Genomic DNA, 24,889 nt, shown 5'->3' with positions numbered 1-24,889 from the left:
TTGCCCATTTGGCTAAAAACCTCTATTACTAACTGTGTTAATAAAATCTAATCATAAAAAAAAGCGACCGAAGTCGCTTTTTTCATATTACTTTTATATCAATAGTTTGCAGCTTACTGCATTTGCTCTTTGATCAAATCACCAATAGTTTTTGGCTGTGCATCAGAACCTGGAGCAGCAGTAGTGTTCGTGCTACCAAGATCTTTAATCGCTTGACGCTCTTCAGCTTCGTCTTTCGCTTTGATAGACAAGTTGATGTTGCGTGTTTTACGATCAACACTGATGATTTTCGCTTCAACGTCATCACCAACAGTCAGATGCTTAGTTGCATCTTCAACGCGGTCACGTTGGATTTCAGAAGCACGTAGATAAGCTTCAACTTCGTCAGCAAGTTCGATAGTAGCACCTTTAGCGTCTACTTCTTTTACTTTACCATTAACGATAGCACCACGGTCATTGTTGACTAGGTATTCGTTGAATGGATCAGAGCTTAACTGCTTAACGCCTAGGCTGATACGGTTGGCTTCTGCATCTACAGACAATACCATTGCTTCAACGGTGTCACCTTTGTTGTAGTTACGAATAGCATCTTCGCCAGTTTCGTTCCAAGAGATATCAGATAGATGAACAAGACCATCAATACCGCCGTCTAGACCGATAAAGATACCGAAGTCAGTGATTGATTTGATAGTACCAGTGATTTTATCACCGCGCTCATGTTTCTTATCAAACTCATCCCATGGGTTAGCTAGAGTTTGTTTGATACCTAGGCTGATACGACGACGTTCTTCATCGATATCAAGAATCATTACTTCAACTTCATCGCCCACTTGAACAACTTTAGATGGGTGGATGTTTTTGTTGGTATGATCCATTTCTGATACGTGTACTAGACCTTCGATACCTTCAGAAATCTCAGCGAAACAACCATAGTCAGTCAAGTTGGTTACGCGAGCTTTTACAACACTACCTACTGGGTAAGTGCCGCCAACATTATCCCAAGGATCAGTACCAAGTTGTTTTAGACCTAGGCTAACGCGATTGCGTTCACGGTCAAACTTCAATACTTTAACTTTTAGGTCTTGGCCAACTTCAACAACTTCAGATGGATGCTTGATACGGCGCCATGCCATGTCAGTGATGTGCAATAGACCATCAATACCACCTAGATCAACGAACGCGCCGTAATCAGTAAGGTTCTTAACGATACCTTCGATCTCGATGCCTTCTTCAAGCTTGTTCAATAGCTCTTCGCGCTCAGCTGAGTTTTCAGCTTCCATAACTGCACGGCGGCTAACAACAACGTTGTTACGTTTTTGGTCAAGTTTGATGACTTTGAATTCTAGCTCTTTGCCTTCAAGATGCGTTGTATCACGGATAGGACGTACATCTACCAATGAACCTGGTAAGAACGCGCGTACTGAACCGATATCTACAGTGAAACCGCCTTTAACTTTGCTTGAGATAATACCTTTAACGATTTCATCGTTATCAGCGATTTTTTCAAGGAAGTTCCAAGTTTCAACACGTTTAGCTTTCTCACGTGACAGCAAGGTTTGACCCATGCCGTTATCAACCGCTTCAACTACGACATCAACGCTATCGCCAACTTCAACTTCAAGTTCGCCTTCTTCGCTTAAAAACTCTTCACGAGCGACGATACCTTCAGATTTAAGACCAGTATCTACTGTGATCCAATCACTATCGATGGCCACAACAGCACCTGTAATAACCGAGCCACGCTCGATATCTAGGCCCTGCTCTTCAATGCTCGCTTCAAATAGTTCAGCAAATGATTCCATTATGTCTACCTTTGTATAGCCGTATCCTGTCCAGCACAGTACGGATCAAATTTATGATTGTATAGAACGAAATACTGGTTTTATATCCCATGCAATCATATAAAAAAACGTTTGTTGATAGCGAGCTCATCGTGATTAAAACTGACTAACAACAACTGTCTTATATCGAATGCAATACTCCAAACAAAATAGATTTTTCTTACTGCTTTAATAAAATTCAACTTAACCGTATTATTTTATACTAAAACAATGATTAATAGGAAACTTTTTAGTACTTAATATGTTGTTTTTACTAGCTATTAAATAACTAACTGGTGAAAAACACACCTTTATCTTGGCAATGCTTTTTGACCTGCTCATATACAGCATCAGCATTAAGCGCTGAACTATCAAGCAATAAAGCATCTGCCGCAGGCTTCGATGGCGCTGTACTGCGATTTTCATCACGATCATCACGCTCTTTTATCGTCGCTAAAATCGCCTCAAAATCTGCTGTTTGACCAGCGTTCAGTAACTGAGTCACACGGCGCTCTGCACGTGCTTCAGCACTGGCTGTCAAAAATACTTTAACATCAGCATCTGGAAAAACGACCGTACCCATATCGCGACCATCAGCAACCAAACCTGAACGAGTGGCCATATCTTGTTGTAGCTTGAGCAATGCTTGGCGAACCTGTGGAAAGACAGCTATCTGTGATGCATAGCCTCCAACCATTTCATTGCGTACTTGCTCACCTACTGCTTGTCCATTAACAATGATATCTACACGTCCTGAGTCATTGTTTGGTACAAACGCTATCTCCAAGCTTTCAGTTAATGTTAATACACCATCTTCGTCAATTGGTTGGCTGGCATCTGCGCTGATTAAACCCGCTTCAAAGGCTTTTAGCCCAACAATTCTATAAAGCGCACCAGAGTCTAATAACTGATAGCCTAACACTTGTGCTAGACGCCATGTAACCGTGCCTTTACCAGCGCCACTAGGACCATCGATACAAATAACAGGATAGCGCACTGATGAGGTGTGGCTATTCTCTGTATTGAGTAAAACATTATCAGGTGTAGAACTAGTCATAATACTTACTCAATAATATGCGTTACTTATATCGCTTATCGTATGTTATTAATAAAACAATATTTATTCGTATGTCAAGTCTTTAATAGCCCATTAAGATGAGTGCTATCAAATAGGGCAATATTATAGCAAAAAATCATCGTGACCACTAGCACCAAGACTGATATCTTGTTTATTAGTATTTTGAATTTACATAGTGGCCTTATTCTTTTTTGCCGCTTGCCTACGCTCACGAAAAAATGTCTTTAGTATTTGACTGCTATGCTCCCTGCATAATCCATTATAGGCTTGAATACTATGGTTGTAAAAAGGTTGTAATGATAGGTCCATTTGACTACCAACCATACCAGCACGCGGTTCACTCGCTGCATACACCAACTTGTTTACACGCGCATGGATTAATGCACCGATACACATCGTACACGGCTCTAGAGTGACGTATAAAGTAGTCTGTAGCGGCAGTCGATAATTTTCTAAACGCGTACAAGCGTCTCTCAATGCAACTATCTCTGCATGAGCAGTAGCATCATGGCTACTAATTGGTTGATTAAATCCTTGACCGATAATCTGCTGATCATATACCAATACCGCACCTACCGGTACCTCTCCTCGTTCAGCACCTTGCTTAGCAAGTTCAATTGCTTGTTGCATCCATTTAATATCCTCAGCTAACCAAAAGGTGCTGGCCTGAATATTTAAAGGTTGATACGGCATTAAGCTTATATTCTGTATATTTTGCATTTATTGTGGTAATTGCCAGTCAATTGGAGTTTGGCCATACTGCGCCAAATAGTCATTTGTTTTAGAAAAAGGTTTAGTGCCAAAGAAGCCGCCACGATTTGCTGCCAGTGGTGATGGATGTACCGCTGTCAGAATCAAATGCTTATCCGTATCGATATACTTACCTTTCTTCTGGGCTTTACTACCCCATAAAATAAACACGGTATGCTTTGTCTGTTCATTGACGGCATCGATGACAGCATCAGTAAACTGCTCCCAGCCCTTATTCTGATGACTGTTTGGCTCGCCTTCTCGTACAGTCAGTGAGCTATTGAGTAGTAGAACGCCTTGCTGTGCCCAGTATGTCAAATCACCATGCGCCGAAGGGCGAATACCAATATCATCTGCCATTTCTTTAAGCAAGTTATTCAATGATGGTGGCTTAGGAATGGCTTTAGGAACAGAAAATGATAACCCCATAGCCTGACCTGGACGATGATAAGGATCTTGGCCCAAGATTACCACTTTGACTTGTGATAGCGGCGTAAGGTTCAGCGCATTGAACATCAATGGTGCAGGCGGATAGATACTATCATCCGACTGATAGGCTTCCTTCAAAAATGCGCGTAGATTGTCCATATTCTCAGACGTTAATTCATCTGCTAATGCCATTTTCCAATCTTCTGGTAAACGGACATTGTCTAAAATCGCTTGTTTTTGTTCTGGAGTCTTGGTTGTCGGTTCATCAAATAGTTCCATAGTGTGTCCTTTTTATACTTGTTATCTTGTTATAAATTCCATAGCTTTGTTAAAGCCAGTTTACTGTAAATAATCATACTAACAAAAAACGATGTGTACTTTGTTGATGAATTATAGCAATAAAAAAACGGCTACCGCAGTAATACGGTAGCCGTTTTTGTGATATCAACATCAGTAACTTAGCTAGCTAGAGACTCAGAATCAGGATGCGGTTCATGAGTTTCAACAACTGTCAGAATAATACGGCTGTCAGCTGAGCCTTTGTCTGATACCTTATCAAGCTTCATCGTATCATTCTCTTGAGAATCATCGACTTTAGGCTCTAAGGTCAGATGCACGACACCGCCATTGACCAAATCACCAAACAAAATCATACTTGCCAATGGTTTTTTGATTTCATCTTGAATCAGACGCTGCATTGGACGTGCACCCATTAGACGGTCATAGCCTTTATCCGCCAAGTAATCACGTACATCATCATCAATCTCTAACGTTACTTGCTTATCATCAAGCTGTACTTGTAATTCAACCAAGAACTTATCGACAACTGATACAACAACTGACGTATCTAGAGGGTTGAACTGAATTATAGCGTCTAAGCGATTACGGAACTCTGGCGTGAAGACACGTTTCAGTGATTCTGTATTATCACGACTATGGTCTTGTTGAGTAAAGCCCATTGACGAGCGACTGATACTATCAGCACCAACGTTCGTTGTCATAATAACGATGACTTGCTTAAAGATTGCTACACGACCATTGTTATCGGTCAATGTACCATGATCCATTACTTGTAGTAACAAGTTGAAGACATCTGGATGCGCCTTTTCAATCTCATCAAGCAACAACACACAATGTGGATGCTGATTGATTTTTTCGGTGAGCAAACCACCTTGATCATAGCCAACATAACCTGGAGGCGCGCCAATCAAGCGTGATGCCGTGTGCGCTTCCATGTACTCTGACATATCAAAGCGTACCAATTCTACACCTAACAGGTTCGCTAGCTGACGTGATACTTCTGTTTTACCCACACCAGTTGGACCTGCAAACATAAATGAACCGATTGGCTTATCTGGCGCTTTTAATCCTGCACGTGATAGCTTGATAGCATCGGCCAACGTAGCAATCGCCTCATCTTGACCAAATACCAAGTGCTTTAGATCTCGATCTAAGTGTTCAAGGATACTCTTGTCATCACTCGATACAGATTTGGGTGGAATACGTGCTAGTTTAGCAATAATAGCTTCAATATCAGCCACATCGATTTTCATCGGTGGCTTTTGACCTTTTGATAATTTCACACCATCTGCTGATTTAGCACTATCGCTTGCTTTCGCAGTCGCTGCTTCATCCTGCATTTCATTATCTGTATCGCCATCGATATCAGCATCAATCTGCGCATCAAAATCTTGCTCTAAATCAGCAATGAAACTTTCTTCCGCTTCGATATCATCGACATCAGGCACCACACCTAAGCGCTTATATGCACCTGCTTCGTCAATCACGTCAATAGCTTTGTCAGGTAAAAAACGCTCATGAATATGTTTGGCTGATAACTGTACCGCTGTGACCAACGCTTCATCCGTATACTCAACATTATGGAATTCTTCATAACGAGGTTTCAGACCGCGTAAGATATCGATGGTGTCATCCACACTAGGTTCTTTAACATCGATTTTTTGGAAACGACGCGACAATGCATGATCTTTTTCAAATACTTGGCGATACTCAGTAAAGGTCGTTGAACCAATACAACGCAGCTCACCGTTAGCAAGCGCTGGCTTGATAAGATTCGATACATCCATATTGCTGCTCATAGATGAACCAGCACCAATAATCATATGAATTTCATCGATAAAAAGAATAGCATTTGGTTTTTTCTTTAACGCATCAAGCAATGACTTCATGCGTTTTTCAAAGTCACCGCGATACTTAGTTCCCGCAATCAGTGAACCAATATCTAGGCTATAAATCACGCAACCATTAAGGGGCTTTGGTGCTTTGTCGTTAATAATTAACCATGCTAAACCTTCAGCGATAGAGGTTTTACCGACACCAGGCTCACCTACTAGCAATGGGTTATTTTTACGACGACGGCACAGTACTTGGGCAGCACGTTCAATTTCAGAAGCACGTCCAATCAAAGGATCGGTTTTACCTTCAGCAGCTCGCTGGTTTAGATTGGTCGCAAATTCAACTAAGGGATCTTTACTGGTCTTTTCAGAAGCACTACGACGCTCAGTGCCTGCAGAACCGCGTGATTCAGAAGGCTCTTCTTTATCTTGGCCGTGTGATAAATACTGGGTTAACTCAAGGCGACTGATGCCTTGTTTTTTAAGCAGGTAGACAGCATAGGTATCATGTTCTGAAAACATAGAGACCAAAATATCAGACCCTTCCACCAGACGACCACCACCGATCGACTGCACGTGAAAAATAGCACGTTGCAAGATACGATCAAAGCTTTGAGTCGGCTGCGGTGACTGTTCTGTATCAGCATCGATAGTTGGCGTGTGTTTATTAATATAAACCTCAAGCTCAGTACGCAACGCCGAGACATTAGCATTACAAGCAGTCAACGTATTGGCAGCATGAGTGTTTTCTAATAAGGCCAAAAGCAAGTGTTCAACAGTGAGATACTCATGCGATTTTTGGCGCGCAAGCGTCATTGCTAAACGTAGAGAAACTTCAAGATGACGACTTAACATAACAACTTCCTACGGTTATATCTATCTTTATAATTGATAGTTTTATGAATGAGTTAGTAAGTAAATCAGGGCGGTAGATGAATTGTTCAAGGGCTATATTCGTATTATTAGAAGTCATGAATAAATGAGGTAAGCGGTAGACTATTGATTAAATACTATAATCTCGCTATCAGCCAACAGTAATCACAACTATCCATGGCCGCTTTTCTTTATATCAACACGATACTTCGACGGAGTCAATCTATTAACACAGACTAAAATGTATCAAAGCGTGCTACAAGCTAGTAGCGACAACCTTAATAACGAATATTAAATGTTGAAAAACTGATTAGATAGAAAGAGAGATTGATATTTGAAAAGCTAGAAATGACGTGGTTTTAGCAAATTCAACGGAGATACTTAGTCTAAAACTATTGGACAGGCTGTTTAGTAGATAGGGTTATTCGCTATAGAAATCAACACTATATGAATAATAAAAATATTTTAAAAGGCAAAGTTCATTTATAAGAAGGGTGACTGAAAAGTCAAAAAAGCTCACTATAAAGGTGAGCTTTAATATAGATTACTTAAAAGTACAAAATATTAGATAAAGTTTTAATAGAGCCATATATCAGTATAAGAAATTAATAAATTGCTCTACTCGCCTTGGTGTGGTTCGATTTGGGTCAATAACGGATAACCTTCACGATGGGCCAGACTATTTACTTTTTTGGCCTTAGTCTCGGCGATATCTTTGGGATAAATGCCAGCAATACCTTTGCTGCTATTATGAATAGTCAGCATAATCTCGACCGCAGAATCCATACTATGACGAAATTCTGACTGCAATATGTATACAACAAACTCCATCGGCGTGTAGTTGTCATTGTACATAACGACCGCATACATGGGCGGTTTTGCTACTTCAGGCTCTGCGACCAATACATCTGCTTGCGGTGACGTTTCACCATCGGTATCACCGTCTTGTGCACGATGAGCAGGCATATTGGGAAAGTGCCAATCAGCAACCGTTGGCGTGGCTTGTGATATCATTTTTTTCATCATAATCAAAATATAATTATAAGGTAAGTTTAAGATAGAGAATGTTAAGGCAGGCGATAAGGCATGGTATAAAGCACAACTACTAATTAGGGCTGTTGTGCTTCGGTTTCAACCACAGCATCGTCACTGAGTATTTCATTAAGACATGAGGTAATTAAGGTACGATAGGACTTTCATCAACTTCTGGTAAATCTAGGAGCGATGGTAACATGTTATCCACACTATCACCGAGCTTCCAGTCATACAACTGCTCTACTTTCTGACCACCAGCTTGCAAAGTCAGTTTGGCTTGCAATGGTCTAAAGCCTGATGGCATTACAAAGCGACCACGTATCCGAACGATGCCTTCGATCATATGGTATGCAGGGTCAAGTGGCACTTCTACAAGATCATCATTGTTAAGTAACGTCAATACAGGCCTTAAGCGTTTGGCTTGACCATCGCTACCGAGCATCCCAATATCAAAACCATACTCAAAAGCATTTTCAGGTAGTGGCGAAATTTTGGCACCTAATACCTGTAAAGGCATACCACCTTTCTCACGGATGACATCTGAATATAGCTCGTTGAGCTGTGATACTTGCTTATTTTCTACTGTTAATTCTTGCTGGCTTTCACGCAGTTCTTTCAAATTAGCTAAACTGATAGCCAGTTCTTGTTTGGCAGTTGCCGCTTGGTTATTGGCTATCTTATTGCTAAGGCGCAAGTCTTCTAGTGCTTGTGTCGCTTCAGTGCTATCGATGATTGCTTGCTTGGCTTCTGTTTCCATCGAATGAAGGCCACGTTGGTAACCAAGCTTATGACCGAATACTAGCCCAACCACTGCTGTCACTAGGACTGCCACTACAAATAGTGCTAATACCAATGTAGAAGCGCCGCGTTGTGAGCTAGCAATACCACTTATAGGGATATTGTTATTAGGAACATTATTATTTCTAAAGGAATGCTGTTTGCGCTCCAAGCTAGGTATAACCGAGTCTTTGCACGATAGACGTGCTGGCTGTGAGCAAAAGCGTAGTACGAGCTGAACACGCATTTAGACAGTATCTCTTAAGGGTAAGGGCAAGTCATTATAGCCGAATTTATAATCAATACCTAGCACCGTAAATGTGAATGATTGGAATATGAAGTCGTTGATATTAAGGAACAATCGGTGCAAAGTTCAGTCCCATTGACTCATCAAAACCGAACATCACATTCATGTTTTGCACAGCCTGCCCAGCAGCACCTTTGACTAAGTTATCTTGAACAACGATAACTGTTAGCTCAGCACGCTCATTATCCTGATGTACCGCAATGCGTAGACGGTTACTAGCGCGAACACTGCGCGTATCTGGATAAAGGCCTTTTGGCATGACATCAATAAACAACTCTGACGCATAGCTATTTTCAAATGCTTGCTGCCAATCGATAGTAGCACCTGCGTCAGTCAGCTCCATATGAATAGAGCTTAGCATGCCACGAATCATCGGTACCAAATGCGGCAAAAAGCGAATACGGTGCGCGAACTGACTGTCTAATAACTGTGCCACACCCTGCTCAATCTCTGGTAAATGACGATGGCCTTCGACGCTATAAGCTTTAAAGCTATCCGTCGTCTCAGCATAGTTAAGCGCAAGTGATGCTTGACGACCTGCGCCAGATACACCAGATTTTGCATCGATAACGATACGAGACTCGATCAAACGCTCTGCTTGCTTATTCTGAGCTTCGATAATTGGTTTTAGACCCAAAATTGCAGTGGTTGGATAACAGCCTGGGTTGCCTACTAATAACGCATTTGCAAGCTTGTCACGATTGATTTCTGGTAGGCCGTAGACTGCTGTTTTCAACAGTTCAGGACAAGCATGTGACTGTTTGTACCAGTGCTCAAAGTCAGTTAGTGACTGCAAACGAAAATCAGCAGCCAAATCGATGACCTTAACCCCAGCTTGTGTAAGCGCTTCAGCTTGCTTCATTGCAACACCATGCGGAGTCGCAAAAAACACAATATCACATTTCTGCAATGCGGCAAGCGTATTATCACCCAAGTCGCTAAAAACGATGTCAGATACACCGCGTAAGCTTGGGAAGATTTCATCAGCACGAGTGCCAGCTTCGCTACGAGAAGTTAATAAATCAATAGAAACCTCAGGATGAGCAGATAATAAGCGAATGAGCTCAATACCCGTATAGCCTGTACCACCGACGATCGCTGCTGAAATCATAAAACACCCTTTTCTTGGTAAATACTAAATACGCACTGATAGATTCTATGTTTGCCTGTAATGCGTGCAATTCTACAAATACAGAACAAAGACAGAATCAGTCTCTAAATATTCTGACTCTTAAATTTTATAATCGTGTACTGCATCCACAAACACTTTGGCATTGTCAGGGTTAACCCACTGGGTGATACCGTGACCTAAGTTTGCTATGTAACCAGTCTTTTCACCATCAGCGTAAGCACGGTCCAGCATCGCATTGACTTCAGAACGAATTGTCGCAGGCGAGCCATATAACGTCGCTGGATCTAAGTTACCTTGGATAGCCTTGCTGCTTTGGAGTTTTTTATGCTTTTTGGTCAACTGACGCTGACTTTCAGTCAATACTTTACGTGCACGATCAATCGGCATCGTCCAGTCCAGACCTAACACATCTGCTTCGCTGTCAGCCTGAATATCAAGCCATAACCCACCACCTTTAGTGAATAGCACTACAGGTACTTGTGGATGACGTTCCTTTAGTTCAGCGACAATACGTTTATTATAAATGTGTGAGAATTCGATAAATTGACGATGACCTAACGCTCCGCCCCAACTATCGAATATCTGTACAATTTGGGCACCAGCGACGATTTGAGCATCTAAATAGTCAATAACTGACGTCGCCAGCTTATCTAATAACTGATGTAAAAAATCAGGGTTACTATACAAGAAGCCTTTGGTATAACGATAATCCTTCGAGCTGCCGCCTTCTATCATATAAGTAGCTAACGTCCACGGACTACCAGAAAAACCGAATAATGGAACTTGACCATTCAATGCTTTACGAATACTGGTTACAGCACGCATGACATAATCTAGAGAGTCGTTTGGCTCAAGCACTGGCAATCTATCAAGATCTGCTTGCGTACGAATAGGATGCTTAAATTTAGGACCTTCACCTGTTTCGAAATACAAGCCCAATCCCATCGCATCAGGGATAGTTAAAATATCACTAAACAAAATAGCGGCATCTAAATCATAGCGGCGCAATGGCTGTAGAGTTACTTCAGTAGCGCGGGCTGTATCTTTGCACAGGCTCATAAAGTCACCCGCTTCAGCACGAGTGGCCTTATATTCTGGCAAATAGCGACCAGCTTGGCGCATCATCCATACCGGTGTGGTATCGATGGGCTCAAAACGTAATGCACGTAGCAATCTATCATTTTTTAAAGATGCAAACTGTTGCTGAACCGAGTTACTACCGTCTGAAGCACTCATGTACAAATCTCCAAAACAGCACAATATCCATATTTATAAATGGATATTGTACTGGATAAAATAAGTTGAATAAAAAAGGTTATATGAAAGCGCTATACAGTTAATGCAAGGTTGTCGCGGTGTACCATGACGACACGTTCTTCGCTACTGCCAAAGATCTTATCGAACTGTTCGGTACGCTCACGAGCGACGCGGCGCGCATCATTCGATGAGAAGTTTACCTGCCCAACGGCAATACGCTCACCTGTATCTTGATGGATGATTTCTACCACATCACCTTCATCAAATCCGCCCTGCACTTCTACAACACCCACTGGCAATAAACTTCTATTGTGCTCAGTTAATGCTCTTGCAGCACCTGCATCAACGACCAAGCTACCTGACATACGTAGATGCGCAGCTAGCCACTGTTTACGCGCGATAATTTTATCTTCGTCATTAGTCGTCAGTAACGTACCTACAGCTTCACCTGATACCACACGAGTGATAACGTCATCGATAGCACCGCTGACGATAACGGTAGGACAGCCACCCATTGCCGCAAGGCGTCCAGCACGGATTTTGGTCAACATACCACCGCGTCCAAGCTTGCCGCCGTCTCCTGCAATATCAAATAAATAATCAGCCATTGCACGTTCTTGACGAATCATCTTAGCATCAGGATTATCACGTGGGTTATCAGTGAAGACGCCTTCTTGATCGGTTAAGATAATGTACAAATCAGCATTAACCATCGCGGCTGCCATCGCACCCAAGGTATCGTTATCGCCAAATTTAATCTCATCAATCGTGATGGTATCGTTCTCGTTGATAACAGGTAGTACGCGCCACTCTAATAACTGTGTCAGCGCACCAGTGGTATTGAGATAACGACTACGATTAGACAAGTCATCATGAGTTAGAAGAAGCTGCGAGCTTTGAATACCATGCTGAATCAAAGCTGACCACCATGTTTCAATCAACCCCATTTGACCAATAGAAGCACAGGCCTGTAGTGCTGCTAGTTTTTTGGGACGTTCCTCAAGGTTCATACGTACTACACCTTCAGCAACGGCACCTGATGATACTAGCAGTACCTCAACGCCTTTTTTGTGCAGCTTAGCAATTTGCTTTGCCCACTCATATATGGCAGTACGATCCAGCCCTCGACCGTTATTGGTTAATAATGATGAACCAATTTTGACAATAACGCGCTGAATATCAAAGTTGCGAGTTTGCTTAACAAATCTTGCTTCTTCCATCGTGTTTGCTATGTCATCTGCCATATAAACTCCTTTTTTTCATATAAATTGATTGTAGGGATTAAATTCACAATTCAAGTATAACTGCTCAAGCATACTAGCTTAAGGAACGTACATTACCTCAACGCCATCGTCATCATCGTCGTCAAAATCAGACGCATCCAAGCCTTCACGTGCTGCTTTACGAGCCGCACGATATGCTTCACGCTGTGCTTCAGTGTTCAGACGTACTTCAGCTTCTAAACGCTCAAAACGTTCTTTTTGTGCTTCAGCGAAGATAGGATCTTCTATTTCACGCTCACGCTCAAGTTCGATATCATTCATTAGATGATATTTGACCGCATCAACGCCTTCACCAGTTAGCGTTGCCGTACGGAAGACCATACCAGTCCAACCAAGCTCTGCGACGATATGAGTACAAAGCGCATTCAAATCTTCATCATTGACCTGATCGATTTTGTTTAATACCAGAATCTGCGGCAAGTTGGCCAATTCAGGAGAAAAACGCTCAAGCTCGTTTAAAATAACACGGGCATTCTCGACTGGGTCGCTGCCATCAACAGGCTTAACATCAACTAAGTGTAGCAGACGACGCGTACGCGCAACATGCTTCAAGAAGCGAATACCAAGTCCGGCGCCTTCTGATGCACCTTCAATAAGGCCAGGAATATCTGCCATCACAAATGAGCGATGACGACCAATATCGACCACACCCAAGTTTGGTACTAGGGTAGTAAACGGATAATCAGCCACTTTTGGTCTAGCAGCAGAGACTTGACGGATAAAGGTCGATTTACCAGCATTAGGCAAACCAATCAAACCAACATCAGCCACTACTTTTAGCTCAAACTTAAGAACTTTTAGCTCGCCTTCAAAACCTGACGTCGCTTTACGCGGCGCTTGGTTGGTCGAGCTTTTGAAATGGGTATTACCCAGACCACCATCGCCACCTTTGGCAATCAGTAGTGTCTGGCCAATCTCAATCAAATCGCCCAATACTTCGTCTGTCTCGGTATCAACTACCGTGGTACCAACTGGTACTGGCAAATAAAGATCATCAGACCCTTTACCTGAACAGTTTCTACTATGGCCGTTCTCAGCACGCATGGCGTCATGACGACGCGTATAACGATAGTCAACTAGGGTGTTGGTGTTGTCTTCTGCAATGACATATACATCTCCGCCCTTGCCGCCATCACCACCATCAGGTCCACCACGTGGGACATACTTTTCTCGGCGAAAACTGGCGATTCCGTTACCACCGTCACCTGCTTTTACCGTTACGACGGCTTCATCAATAAATCGCATCTTACGTTCCTTAATTCACAATCCAGCTTATAAACTGGTTACAACCAACGGTTGTATTTTGGGGTTTTGCTATGTTGTTGCGTCGCAACGAGCACTATATAAATACTACTTTTACTTAGTGCCCATTATGACAATAACACCCGATAATCAATCGGACTATCGGGTGTTTAAGTATGACAGTTAAAATCCTACCAAGATATTCAAAGTAGCATCTGCTATAGCGTCATTCTTGTGACACGATAGCACTACTATACTTGGTATGACGTTATTGCTCTACTGTATTTAGTAATCTATGCTGGAATCTGAGCGTAGCTGATTCCGGCCATTTGCGTCGCCAAACGCAATACCTGAGTACTATAACCTACTTCGTTGTCATACCAAACATATACGATAGCTTGGTTGTCAGTCAAGATAGTAGCTTGAGCATCGATGATACCCACATGAGTCGTACCAACAAAGTCAGTTGATACCGCTTCTGTAGAATCTGTATAAGCAATCTGCGACTGCCAAGTGCTGCTGTTAGCCATTTTACGCAAGAATTCATTTAACGCATCAGCGCTGGCTGGAGCAGTTTTCAGATTCACGTTCAAGATTGCTAAGCTGACGTTTGGTGTTGGTACACGAATAGCGTTACCCGTTAGCTTACCGTTTAATTCTGGCAATGCTTTACCAACAGCTTTTGCAGCACCAGTACTAGTGATAACCATGTTCATCACCGCACTACGACCACGGCGGTCTGCTTTATGATAGTTATCAACCAAATTCTGATCATTGGTAAATGAGTGAATAGTCTCTACATGACCATTTACAATACCATACTCATCATTCAATACATTCAGCGTTGGCGTAATCGCATTGGTCGTACAGCTAGCAGCACTAACGATCGTATCGTCACCAACGGTATCATTATTTACACCATAAACGACGTTTTTGATATCGCCGCCTGCAGGTGCTGTTAATAGTACTTTTTTCACGCCAGTAGACTGTAAATGCTTCCCAAGGCCCGCTTCATCTTTCCAGATACCTGTGTTATCGATAACAAGAGCATTATCGATACCATAAGCAGTATAGTCGATTTCGCTTGGGTCTTTGGCATAGATAACTTGTACAAAACGACCATTAACGATCATGCCGTTGTTATCGTCGTCAATGCTGATGCCGCCTAAGAATCTACCATGGATTGAGTCACGCTCAAGCAATGAGATACGTTTAGCCAAGTCACCAGCAGCGGCTGGACGTACAACGATCGCTTTTAGTTGTAGACCTTTTGCACTTGACGCTTGTGACAATAGCAGACGAGTCAAAATACGACCGATACGGCCAAAACCATACAGTACAACATCTGTCGCGCCATTTACAGCACCAGCATTGTTGATAGACTGTAGAGCGGTCTGTAAGTCAGTATCATTAGCAATCAATTGACCAACATCAATACGAGTGGCTTGGATATCAGTGTTTTCTGAGATAACTTTTACCATCGCTAGAGTATCAGCGATATCGATAGCTTGGGCACCATGATCGCGTAGTGCTACTTTTTGATGCAAAGCAAGTATTTGACCAACTGAGGTAGAGTCTAGCGTTTCGCCAAACAAAGTCACTTGTACGTCTTGCTTGTTATAGAGCTTGTTTAGTAGCCCCATAAGCTCAATCGCTTGTTGCTCTTGATTGTTGTAGTTGTTCAAGTGGTCTTGATGTAATTGGCGTAAGGTATCAGCGTTGCTCACGAGAAACATCCTTATGGTCAGTAATGTATGATCAATAAAATATGAAGAAGTGTAAAATAGATAGGTTGTGTATGCTCTAAATGGCGACTCTAATATGATAATCAACCACTATCAATACGGGTTATTGACGCTAGAGTATTTGAATCGCCTAGATTTTAGCCTAAAACGCCTCATTTTGCCAGTAGTAACCGATTAGCTAGCGTGCATAATAGGTTTCATTCTCTTATATAGTTCTTATATATAACTAGTAATAAAAACAAAGGCAGCTATATATGCTGCCTTATTCGAGACGTAATGAAATAATAATCGCTATAGGGCTCAATTAACTGAAGCAGTAAATTCAGTTACATCTATTATGGCGCTAGATTCACCGTTTGGTTGCTCTGCGACGTCAATGTGAACTCTTTTAAGTCATAACCTTGCTGCTGAGCGATTTGACGATATTTAGTATACGTTTCCTGACTGATATTTGGTGAGCGTGCTAGTAACCATAAATATTTTTTATCAGGTGTCCCTACTAGCGCGGTTTTGTAGTCTGCATCACGTGCCAGCACCCAATAGTCAGCACGGCCGACTGGAATCCAGCGAATCCACTTCGGTAAGAACGTCACTTTTAGTTTGCTGCCGCTTTCATCGGCTGGCTTAGCCAAACCTTCTGCCACAATACCCGAACCGTCCTCGCTCACACACTTATTAGTAACCATGATTCCTGAGCCATCATCTTTTTGAGCATAATTAGCAGTAACATCACCAGCACATTTGCGCTGGAAATACATCGGCAAACGGCCAATCTCATACCAAGTACCTGCATAGGTATTTAGATCTACACTATCTACGGTAGTTGGTGTGCTTGCAGATTTATGAATGATATCGCTTGGCTTAACCGATAGCACATCAGTCGTGGTCTTCTCGCTCATCGTGTCATCAGACATGCCATTAGTTGCCGTGTTATTAGTTGCCATGTTCACAGGCGGCGTGGCCGCATAGGCTGAGAACGCTGCTAACGGTATAATAATCGCTAAGGCAATGCCTGTATGTTTGATCAGTCCATTCATAAATATGCGCTCCGGTATTTTTTTGTAAGATGAATTGTTTGTTGATGCATCACTCATTTGCTCAGCGTCGATGGCGTGTTCAGAACTACTGTTTAGATTATCTATTTGATCCTCTAACAGTCCCGACATCAATGGCTCATCTTCATTTAGCTTTTGTGGCTGCTTATTTTGCGCTGACTTATAGCCAGATGATTTGTAGCCACTAGCCACATCATGATTGTCCTCATTGCTATTTTTTAGATCTTTGCTTAGTTCATTGTTACTCATAGCTGACTCTTTTGCCCTAAGGCTTTTGTCGGCGCTTTTGTATCCAAAATAGCTGTCTTGCGAAGACGTGTCTTTTGCCAGATGGTGCGAATATTCGCCATTCGAGCTGTCGTGATTATAGCTAGCATCGTTACTAGCTTGGTTTGTCTGTTGCGTGTCGTCGCCATATTCATTGTCATTGAGCGATTGCTTAGGCTGCTGAAGTTGAGAACCAGCTGCCTGTGAATCAGTCCATGCTGACTCAGGTAACTTATTGGTTTTCATAGGAGTACCATTCTTAAATAGTGATTGTTAAAAACGCTTTATGTACGGCATCTATTTGGTCTCGTTTTCTAAAAACCATTTGCTTTGGTATAAATTATTCGTGCAAAACTTGACTCTACAAAAGCTTTTTTATTATTGTATTTTGAACATCACTTTTGATCAGTCACTCGTCTATAGAAATAAGATCAACGTATCGTAGATATGCAATATATATTAAGGACAACTGGACTATTAAAACAGTAGTGCAATGTAGGAAAACGCAACGGCTTGTAAGTAACTATGGGGTTTGAGTGTTGTTTGAACACATCATAACCACACAGTTACTTACTGGATAACTAAGTTAAAAATCAGTTATTTGAACTTACTAAGCTTAATACGCAAGTTTAATACGGGTCACATTCAGGCAAATGGAACTATAGATTGTAGATAGCTTTCTTGAGTCATGCGGATTATATAAACTGACGAATGCCTGCCACACTGATACCGCCATACTGCAATGCTTGATTGAGCATAGCAGGTTCTAGCCCGCCTAACCCAATGACAGGCATATCAGCTAACTCTGCTAACTCTGACCATGCTTCCCAACCAAGCGGTACGTCATTAGGATGCGTTTGGGTAGCGAGTACAGGCGATACGAAAGCACCAATCACTGGTGGTAATGCGTTCTGTATGCGCATGCTGGCAAGTTGATTGGCTGCTGTTATGCTCGCGATGTCATGACAGCTGACGATAAGCGGATGGTCTTTAGATAACGACTGTATAAGAGCTGTAGAACTGCCATCCTCATCAAAGCATTGCATCAGTGCCGTTTGTGTTAAATGCTTAGCAATTATCCGCTGGCCAGTTTCTGTCTCATTAGCAGTTAGTGAGTCCTCTACATCTAAAGGTTGTTCTTTATCATTAGGTAAAATCGCTAAAATATCTGGGCGTACCGTCATCAATTGCTCAGCAAGATGTTTAGAATTTGCGTCCTTCAAGCGGATATATACCCATGACTCTGATGCTAGATTTTCTTGATGATGCTGTAGCCATGCTGCCGCTGCATCAGTGTGTGTGCCGAAATGTGCTAGAGGATAAGTAATCGCTATCTTCGATGGGAGTTTCAACCATTCAAGGATTGTCTTATTAGCAGCGGGCAGATGATACTCTCCTGCCAAAAGCTGTGATTTGCTTACCCAAGTCAGTGCCTGCCCTTCTAAACCTTGTTCACAGTGTCTATGCTGCTCGTACTGCTCTGCTGTCAGCTCAATCTTATAAACCTGTAAGCTGACCTGCTTATCGCCATAATCATGATGCAAACGCCCAAGCTTAACGACAGTACTATTATGAAGCAGGATACCTGTCTCTTCAGCTACCTCTCTTATCAACGCCTGCGCTGCTGACTCATTCGCTTCTATCTTTCCACCGACGAACTCGTAACGATTTCCCTGATGCTGAGTAGCATCTCGAAACCCAAGCAAATACTGGTCTTTATAATGAATGACAGCCACTGCAACATTTACGATATTTACGATGCTTGGTTTGTTAGTTTTCGCTTTACTGTCTTTCTTACTTTCTGGCTTGGTTTCTGATTGTTGATCTGACCCGTTCGACATACTTATATCCTTTATTTCGGTGTTTACTCTGATTATTTTTGATAATTTAATAGTTTTTATAGGCTAGATGATTCAGTTAAATTTATTACCTAACCTACTAATTTATATAGATAAAATTTTTATTCTAGATAGTTTATGACAGCGAAATTAGATAAGTTTACATAATAACTGCATTTTATTTTATCAATTGCCTTGCAAATTTATCAAATCTAAATGATAATTATTATCGTTAAAAACAATTACGCTATGGTTAGCCAATTTTTAAGCCACTTCTTCTCAAAAGGAATTTACTATGAGCATGGTCATCTCTCGTTATTTAAACTGTCGTGAAAACCGTTTACCTACTCTGCAATCACAACATCTATTTGCATTGACTAAAGAGGTACGTATCGAGCATGAAGGCGAAGAGTATCGACTACGCCTAACTCGCAATAATCGCTTGATTCTAACCAAGTAACTTCTATTTCAGTGACACCTATTTCAATGCTTCTATAAAAAAACGCCTTCATTATGAGGCGTTTTTTTATAGGCTATCTAACTTAGAAATAATTTCAAAAGCTTTCTCAGTTGAAATCAACTAGAAAGCAGTTGTCTTACTAGGGCGTGTCCTCATTTTAAAGATGGTGATAAAAATGAGATAAATTGCAGTCAAACAAGGAAAATAGCGCAGATAATATCGAGATATTAGTCAGCTATTTGACGCCATTTGGCAAGATTTAGCCATTTTTAACCCATTTAGATAACTATCGATTGAATTGAGGACATGCCCTAATAAACAATTTAGAACTGCCAACTATAGACCACATCTACTGCATTTTCCGCTGCTGAGCTTGCTTCCACATAGATACGGCGTGTCAATTGATAACGAACAGAAAGACTGTTTTGCGCATTAAAAACACCCACACCATAGCGAATGTACAAATCAGGGGTAACGTAACCTGTAACGTTGACATTAGTATCTTCGCTGCTACCTGAAGCATCGACTGTCAGGCTCTGCAAACCGAACGCTTGCCCGATTTGATTGGTCAGGCTACGAGTGCCACTCAGACCGAAGCTTAAACCAGCAGCAGCCAGATTATTGGTCACTTGCGATTTAAACCCTTGCTCACTGATTTGCGTCGCACTCTTATTATCGATGCGACCTGTCACCAACGCGTTCATAGCTTGTTGCTGGGTCAGTCCTGCATTGTTAAAGACGATAATATTGGGGCTTTCAGTCGTTCCTTTGACACGCAGACCGACTGTTTTGCCATTAATTGTTTTTGCCGCTTCAATACTCAAGCTCGGCTTCATCACATCGCCATTGAAACGCACTTGACCATAATTCAGCTCTAGGCTTTGGCCAAAGGCATTGATATTGGTACGGCGTGAGACCTGTACAACACCTCTGGCACGCATGATACCTGTACCATTCTGCGTAACATTAATCGCACCTGCCAATGGAATGACGGCGCCAAAACCACGGAAGTTGATATCATCGCCCAAATCAACACCGATATCAGCATTGATTGACCAAGGTTTTGAGATAGCCAGTACTTCATCGATATTACCAATCAAACGACGATCTAGTACCACTGCATCTTCAGTTTGAGTGATGATATCTTCGCTGGCTTCAGGCGGACGAATGGTCGCAGACGGCACACTGATCGCCCCTTTTATATCAACATAACGGTCGCCTGGGCGCACGATAATATCGATATCAGGATCAATTTCAGCAACCAGTAATGGCGGCTGAGTAATGACTAGGCCTTCACCGACGATACTTAATTTGGCCTGCAGTTTTTGCTGCCAATTGACTGTCCCTGACAATTCACCTTCACCTGTACCACTATTGAATGTGCCATCAATGGTCGCTTGCGTGCCGCGTATTTTGGCTGCCGCATTTACTTTGGACAGATTTACTGGCAAATCAAGCATGGCTATACGGCCGTCAGAGAGTTTTACGTCGCCATAGAACTGCGGTTTGGTTAAAGTACCACCTAGGCCACCCGCCATTGTGACGTTACCTCTTAGGACGCGCATACCAGGGAAGAAAGGCTTAAATATCGCAAGATCAAGCTCGTTCAGCACCAGTGCCCCAGAAATTGGTTTAGGGTCTTTATAAGGATCGACGATCACCTCAGCATAGCCACGCGCACCGCGTCCAGTATTGATATCGGTACGCAGCTTGATACCCTCAGGCACAGACAGAGCAATGAGAGAGACACGCTTGTATGGCAAGGTCATTGATGTGCTCTCGCCATCTTGAACAAGGCCAATTTTGCCATTGTCTGAGTATAGCGTGGTATTGATAGTTGGCGGACGACCACGTTGCCATCCGACGATTGCTTTACCATTAATCTTGCCATTCCAGTCAATATCTTCTGGCAAGAACACTGAGAATAACGATGTATCTAAATTCTGCAACGCTACATTGACTTCACCTTGGTCCGGCGATGCCACTAGTTTTTCTCGTAGACAGAGCTTGCCAGTTTGATCCGTGGCCTGCCAACAGTGAGCGGCAAGCTGTACTTTTAGATCACGATTCTCACCACCCTGATTATAAGGTAAATTCACAATCAGCTGTGCAGGTTGCAATTGATTCAAAGTCGCATACTTAGATTTGATGCGGCCTTTTCCAATGACACCTGACCAACTTAGCCTGTCTCGATCAAAACCACCTTTTAGCCTAGCACCGACATCGAGTTGCTTATTGGCCACATTTAGATCGACCACATGAGACTTTTCGGTACCATTAAAGGACGCTTTAACACTATCGAAACTTTGACCAGCAGCATCTAGACCTTCAGCCGTCACTATTAACTGGCTTGGGCTATTGGCTAAGTTGACCAGCTTGCCACGTACACGGCCTTGACGCAATATAAAGCCAGGTAGCGCGAGTCGCTCACCGACCAAATCAATATAAATAGTAGGCAGTGCTTGACCAGCTGGTTGAGACAGCGTGGCACCGCCCGTGACTTTACCAGCTAGTTGGCTAGATAGTTGATCTAGACTGGTGATATTAATTTTGGTTTGTAGCTGTTTGGCATTGCCGTTAGCCGTGACATAGTTGTCACCCCAACGCAGCACCAGATTATTAGCGTTTAAGCTATCAATCAAAGCATTCACTTGCTTATATTGTGCTTGGGCATCTTGGGTCTGAAGTTGTTTGAAGTAACTTGCTAAATCTTTAGGCAAACGCATCTTCGCTGAGAGACTGCCTTTGGCACTCAGTTGCTGCCCTTTTAGCATGCCATTCAGATTGACTTGTTTAATATTGACGATCTGCTGCGTGTCACTCCAGCGGCCATCTGTATCAATCGTACCAGTGATAAGGCTTGGGGTATCTTTTAGGAAGTAGCCAATGTTAAAACGATCCATCACTGCGTTGATATCCCATGCAACGCCTTGACGCACGTCAACAGTACCGCTGGCATCGATACTACCTGCCGCACCCACATGACGGAAACGATTGATACGGATTAGCTGACTGTCACCACTGGCTTCTATATTCAGCTTACCTGCTGGCAATTGCTCGGCATCCAATATGCCGTTAAAATTTACGGCAAAGCGCTGCAAGGTACCTGCAGTGTTTTTGCTGTTTTTTGGCGCATTTTGCCATTCGCCACTGGTTTTTAGATCGCCTGTGATTATTGCTGGATTATTAGGTAAAAAATAACCCAAGTTGAACTGATCAAAACGACCATCTATATTCCAGCCGATATTTTTACGTAAGTCGATAACCCCTTTAGCATCAACTGCGCCCGCTTCACCCTTATAGTTCAGCTTACGAATACTAATCAGCTTTGGCGTACCCGCAGCATCGATAGACAGACGGCCTTGTGGTACATCTGCTGTATCAATCCGACCATCAAAACGCGCATCAAATACCGACAGCTCACCACCTACGATATCGACACTGGCATCACCAGCACCGGTAATACCGATAGCACGATCTGCTTGTGTCGCATCGAGCTGTGCTTGCATATCGGTATCGTTTAAAGTAATCACATGACGTTGACCGCTAACACCATTTTTAGTGATATTTAGCAGTCGACCACGCGCGCTTATACGACCTGTTAGGCGCTCAAGCGGTAAATCGCTACGATATTTCTTAGGAAGTAGACCTTTGGTACTGGCATCAATCTGCCATGTCAGTGGACGCTGTTTGCTCGCTAACTGAATCTGCCCTGTGCCGGATAAGTCTCCTACGATGCCGTTATAATTAAGACGATTGATATCAATGACATCACCAGCCTTACGTATACGCAGATCATAGTTACCCTTGGGGGCAGCATTTAGCTCATTGATAACGGCATTGGCATCGACTGATAAGGTCGAACCACGAACGATGACGTCTACCTGCCCACTAGGACTGTCGATATTGCCAATATTGGGTACGTTACGGCGGGTTAAGTTTTTCCAGTTAGCATCAATATACCAAGGCGCGACTTGCTTGGACTTGGCAGAGGTTTTACCGCGAACCATATTGGCATTGATGTGCTCACCATCGCGCTGACGCAAATCTGCATCGATCTGCGTATTACCAGTGGTATTCTGCTGCTGATAACGCAGTGACAGTCTACCGTTTAGAGTTTGCGGCGCATAAGCTTTGAAGTCAGTATACTCAGCCGGAATAGCTTGGCGAATATCAAAGTTGCTACCCGTCGCACGCACTGTGGCTTCAAAACTGTCTTTCCAATCTAAAATACCTTGCAACGCCAAACGTCCCGCTGGCACGTCAGCATCTAGGCGATCTATACGTAGCTGACTATTGGCGATAACGGCGCGGCCTTGGTAATGACCTGATGGAATGTCTTTGGCGGTCAATTCAGTATTGATACGCAATCGTATTTCAGAGATGACACCAGAAGCTGTGGCCGTACCACTTTGTAGGCGAATGTTTTGACTATCTGCATAAGGGATAAGAATATCATCCCACTGTAGTTTTGCATCAAACGGTGCACCCGCATCTAACCCTTGTACGACAAAGTCGCCTCTCACATCGCTATCGTTATAACGACTACGTACTTTACCAACAGTACGTTTAAGCGTTCCTGTTGCGGAGATATTCAATGGGTCGATATAGGCTTTTTCAAGGGCGCTGACTTCCGCAATCGCACTCAAATCTAGTGGATAGTCGCCCTGTAAGTCAATCTCTCCTTGTAAGGCACTGACTTTCACAATATCAGCGTACTGCAAGTCACCACGGCCAACGGTCACCGTACTACCTACCCACGTCAGGTCACGCGCCGTAATATCTTGAATAACGATAGGATCTTTGGTTACTTGCTTATAGGTGATTTTCTTAATTTTTGCTTGATCAAAACGCAAGTTTACTGGCAACTTTAAAGTTTTATAATCAAACGGCTCACCAGTCGGCGGTTTTTTATTGATAATCTCTATGGTCTGGATGTCTGCATCACTTAAATGCACTTCTTTTGCAAATACTGCGCGCCAGCCTATTTTCACATAGGCTTTATCTACCAATATCTCAAGATCTTCAGTCGCTTCAATATCGATATCGGTGACCCAAATACCATCGCGCAAGTTGCCGCGTCCGTATTTGAAGTCAATACCTGTTTCAACACTGATTTTTTCTAATATAAACTTCGTACCAGCGTCAGTCCCTGCCGCATAAAAGAATATGGCAAACATAATCGCCAGTACGATAAGCACCAATACCAGCAGTTTGAGCAGAAATGACAACGGATACCAACGCCTAACGGCACGGGCATCACGCTGTGCTGGATCTTCATCTGGAGCATTATTAGGCGGGGTATTTTCTGTCAGCATGACACTCAACTACGTTAAAAAATGAAGACCAGCAATCGGTACGATAAGTAATGATTAGAACATTTGGAGCTACTAAACAGTTGGAACT

At 42.7% G+C, this 24,889-nt stretch carries 16 protein-coding genes; 1 reads left to right on the top strand and 15 read right to left on the bottom strand.

Going from position 1 to position 24,889, the window contains the following annotated elements; all coding sequences use genetic code 11:
* Window positions 1–113 precede the first annotated feature (113 nt).
* The 14 genes from rpsA to AK824_RS04465 form a co-directional block, all read right to left on the bottom strand.
* Complete coding sequence (gene rpsA / locus AK824_RS04530; protein ID WP_057759193.1) at window positions 114–1,802, bottom strand: 30S ribosomal protein S1; 1,689 nt, start codon at window positions 1,800–1,802, stop codon at window positions 114–116.
* A gap of 307 nt (window positions 1,803–2,109) precedes the next feature.
* Window positions 2,110–2,877, bottom strand: coding sequence for a (d)CMP kinase (gene cmk, locus AK824_RS04525; RefSeq protein WP_057759191.1), 768 nt, complete (start codon window positions 2,875–2,877; stop codon window positions 2,110–2,112).
* A 189-nt stretch (window positions 2,878–3,066) separates the two neighbouring features.
* Window positions 3,067–3,591 carry a tRNA adenosine(34) deaminase TadA gene (tadA, locus tag AK824_RS04520; RefSeq protein ID WP_057762394.1) on the bottom strand — a complete coding sequence of 175 codons (525 nt, stop codon included), beginning with the start codon at window positions 3,589–3,591 and terminating at the stop codon, window positions 3,067–3,069.
* A gap of 27 nt (window positions 3,592–3,618) precedes the next feature.
* Window positions 3,619–4,356: a uracil-DNA glycosylase gene (locus AK824_RS04515; protein WP_057759189.1), complete on the bottom strand. Its 738-nt coding sequence runs from the start codon at window positions 4,354–4,356 to the stop codon at window positions 3,619–3,621.
* Between the two features lie 179 nt (window positions 4,357–4,535).
* A complete protein-coding gene (gene clpA / locus AK824_RS04510) occupies window positions 4,536–7,067 on the bottom strand; it encodes an ATP-dependent Clp protease ATP-binding subunit ClpA (RefSeq protein WP_057759187.1) in 2,532 nt (843 codons plus the stop codon).
* A gap of 636 nt (window positions 7,068–7,703) precedes the next feature.
* Complete coding sequence (locus AK824_RS04505) at window positions 7,704–8,099, bottom strand: ATP-dependent Clp protease adaptor ClpS (protein ID WP_101206289.1); 396 nt, start codon at window positions 8,097–8,099, stop codon at window positions 7,704–7,706.
* Between the two features lie 163 nt (window positions 8,100–8,262).
* Window positions 8,263–9,144: a hypothetical protein gene (locus AK824_RS04500; protein ID WP_057759183.1), complete on the bottom strand. Its 882-nt coding sequence runs from the start codon at window positions 9,142–9,144 to the stop codon at window positions 8,263–8,265.
* A 103-nt stretch (window positions 9,145–9,247) separates the two neighbouring features.
* Entirely contained in the window at window positions 9,248–10,315 is a 1,068-nt protein-coding gene (argC, locus tag AK824_RS04495; protein WP_057759181.1) for an N-acetyl-gamma-glutamyl-phosphate reductase, read from the bottom strand.
* 120 nt (window positions 10,316–10,435) lie between these two features.
* The gene (hemE, locus tag AK824_RS04490) at window positions 10,436–11,572 is read right to left on the bottom strand and encodes a uroporphyrinogen decarboxylase (RefSeq protein ID WP_057759179.1); all 1,137 of its coding nucleotides are present in this window, start codon (window positions 11,570–11,572) and stop codon (window positions 10,436–10,438) included.
* Between the two features lie 92 nt (window positions 11,573–11,664).
* Window positions 11,665–12,837: a glutamate 5-kinase gene (gene proB, locus AK824_RS04485; RefSeq protein ID WP_057759177.1), complete on the bottom strand. Its 1,173-nt coding sequence runs from the start codon at window positions 12,835–12,837 to the stop codon at window positions 11,665–11,667.
* 78 nt (window positions 12,838–12,915) lie between these two features.
* Entirely contained in the window at window positions 12,916–14,121 is a 1,206-nt protein-coding gene (gene cgtA / locus AK824_RS04480) for an Obg family GTPase CgtA (protein ID WP_057759175.1), read from the bottom strand.
* A gap of 290 nt (window positions 14,122–14,411) precedes the next feature.
* Complete coding sequence (locus AK824_RS04475; RefSeq protein ID WP_057759173.1) at window positions 14,412–15,854, bottom strand: glyceraldehyde-3-phosphate dehydrogenase; 1,443 nt, start codon at window positions 15,852–15,854, stop codon at window positions 14,412–14,414.
* Window positions 15,855–16,198: 344 nt separating this feature from the next.
* A complete protein-coding gene (locus tag AK824_RS04470) occupies window positions 16,199–17,431 on the bottom strand; it encodes a lipocalin family protein (protein ID WP_057759172.1) in 1,233 nt (410 codons plus the stop codon).
* 449 nt (window positions 17,432–17,880) lie between these two features.
* Entirely contained in the window at window positions 17,881–19,026 is a 1,146-nt protein-coding gene (locus tag AK824_RS04465; protein ID WP_057759170.1) for an NUDIX domain-containing protein, read from the bottom strand.
* 298 nt (window positions 19,027–19,324) lie between these two features.
* On the opposite strand from AK824_RS04465, the gene hemP reads away from it, so the two are divergent.
* On the top strand, window positions 19,325–19,483 hold the full coding sequence (hemP, locus tag AK824_RS13405; protein ID WP_227672156.1) for a hemin uptake protein HemP: 159 nt from the start codon (window positions 19,325–19,327) through the stop codon (window positions 19,481–19,483).
* A gap of 323 nt (window positions 19,484–19,806) precedes the next feature.
* Here hemP and AK824_RS04460 read toward each other — a convergent pair whose 3' ends face one another.
* Window positions 19,807–24,801, bottom strand: a complete 4,995-nt coding sequence (locus AK824_RS04460; protein ID WP_057759168.1) for a translocation/assembly module TamB domain-containing protein — start codon at window positions 24,799–24,801, stop codon at window positions 19,807–19,809.
* Window positions 24,802–24,889: the final 88 nt, after the last annotated feature.

The organism is Psychrobacter sp. P11G3 (assembly GCF_001435845.1).
Classification (GTDB): Bacteria; Pseudomonadota; Gammaproteobacteria; order Pseudomonadales; family Moraxellaceae; genus Psychrobacter.
The sequence above is the reverse complement of the archived record's forward strand: the minus strand, read 5'-3'. Positions and strand labels throughout refer to the sequence as shown.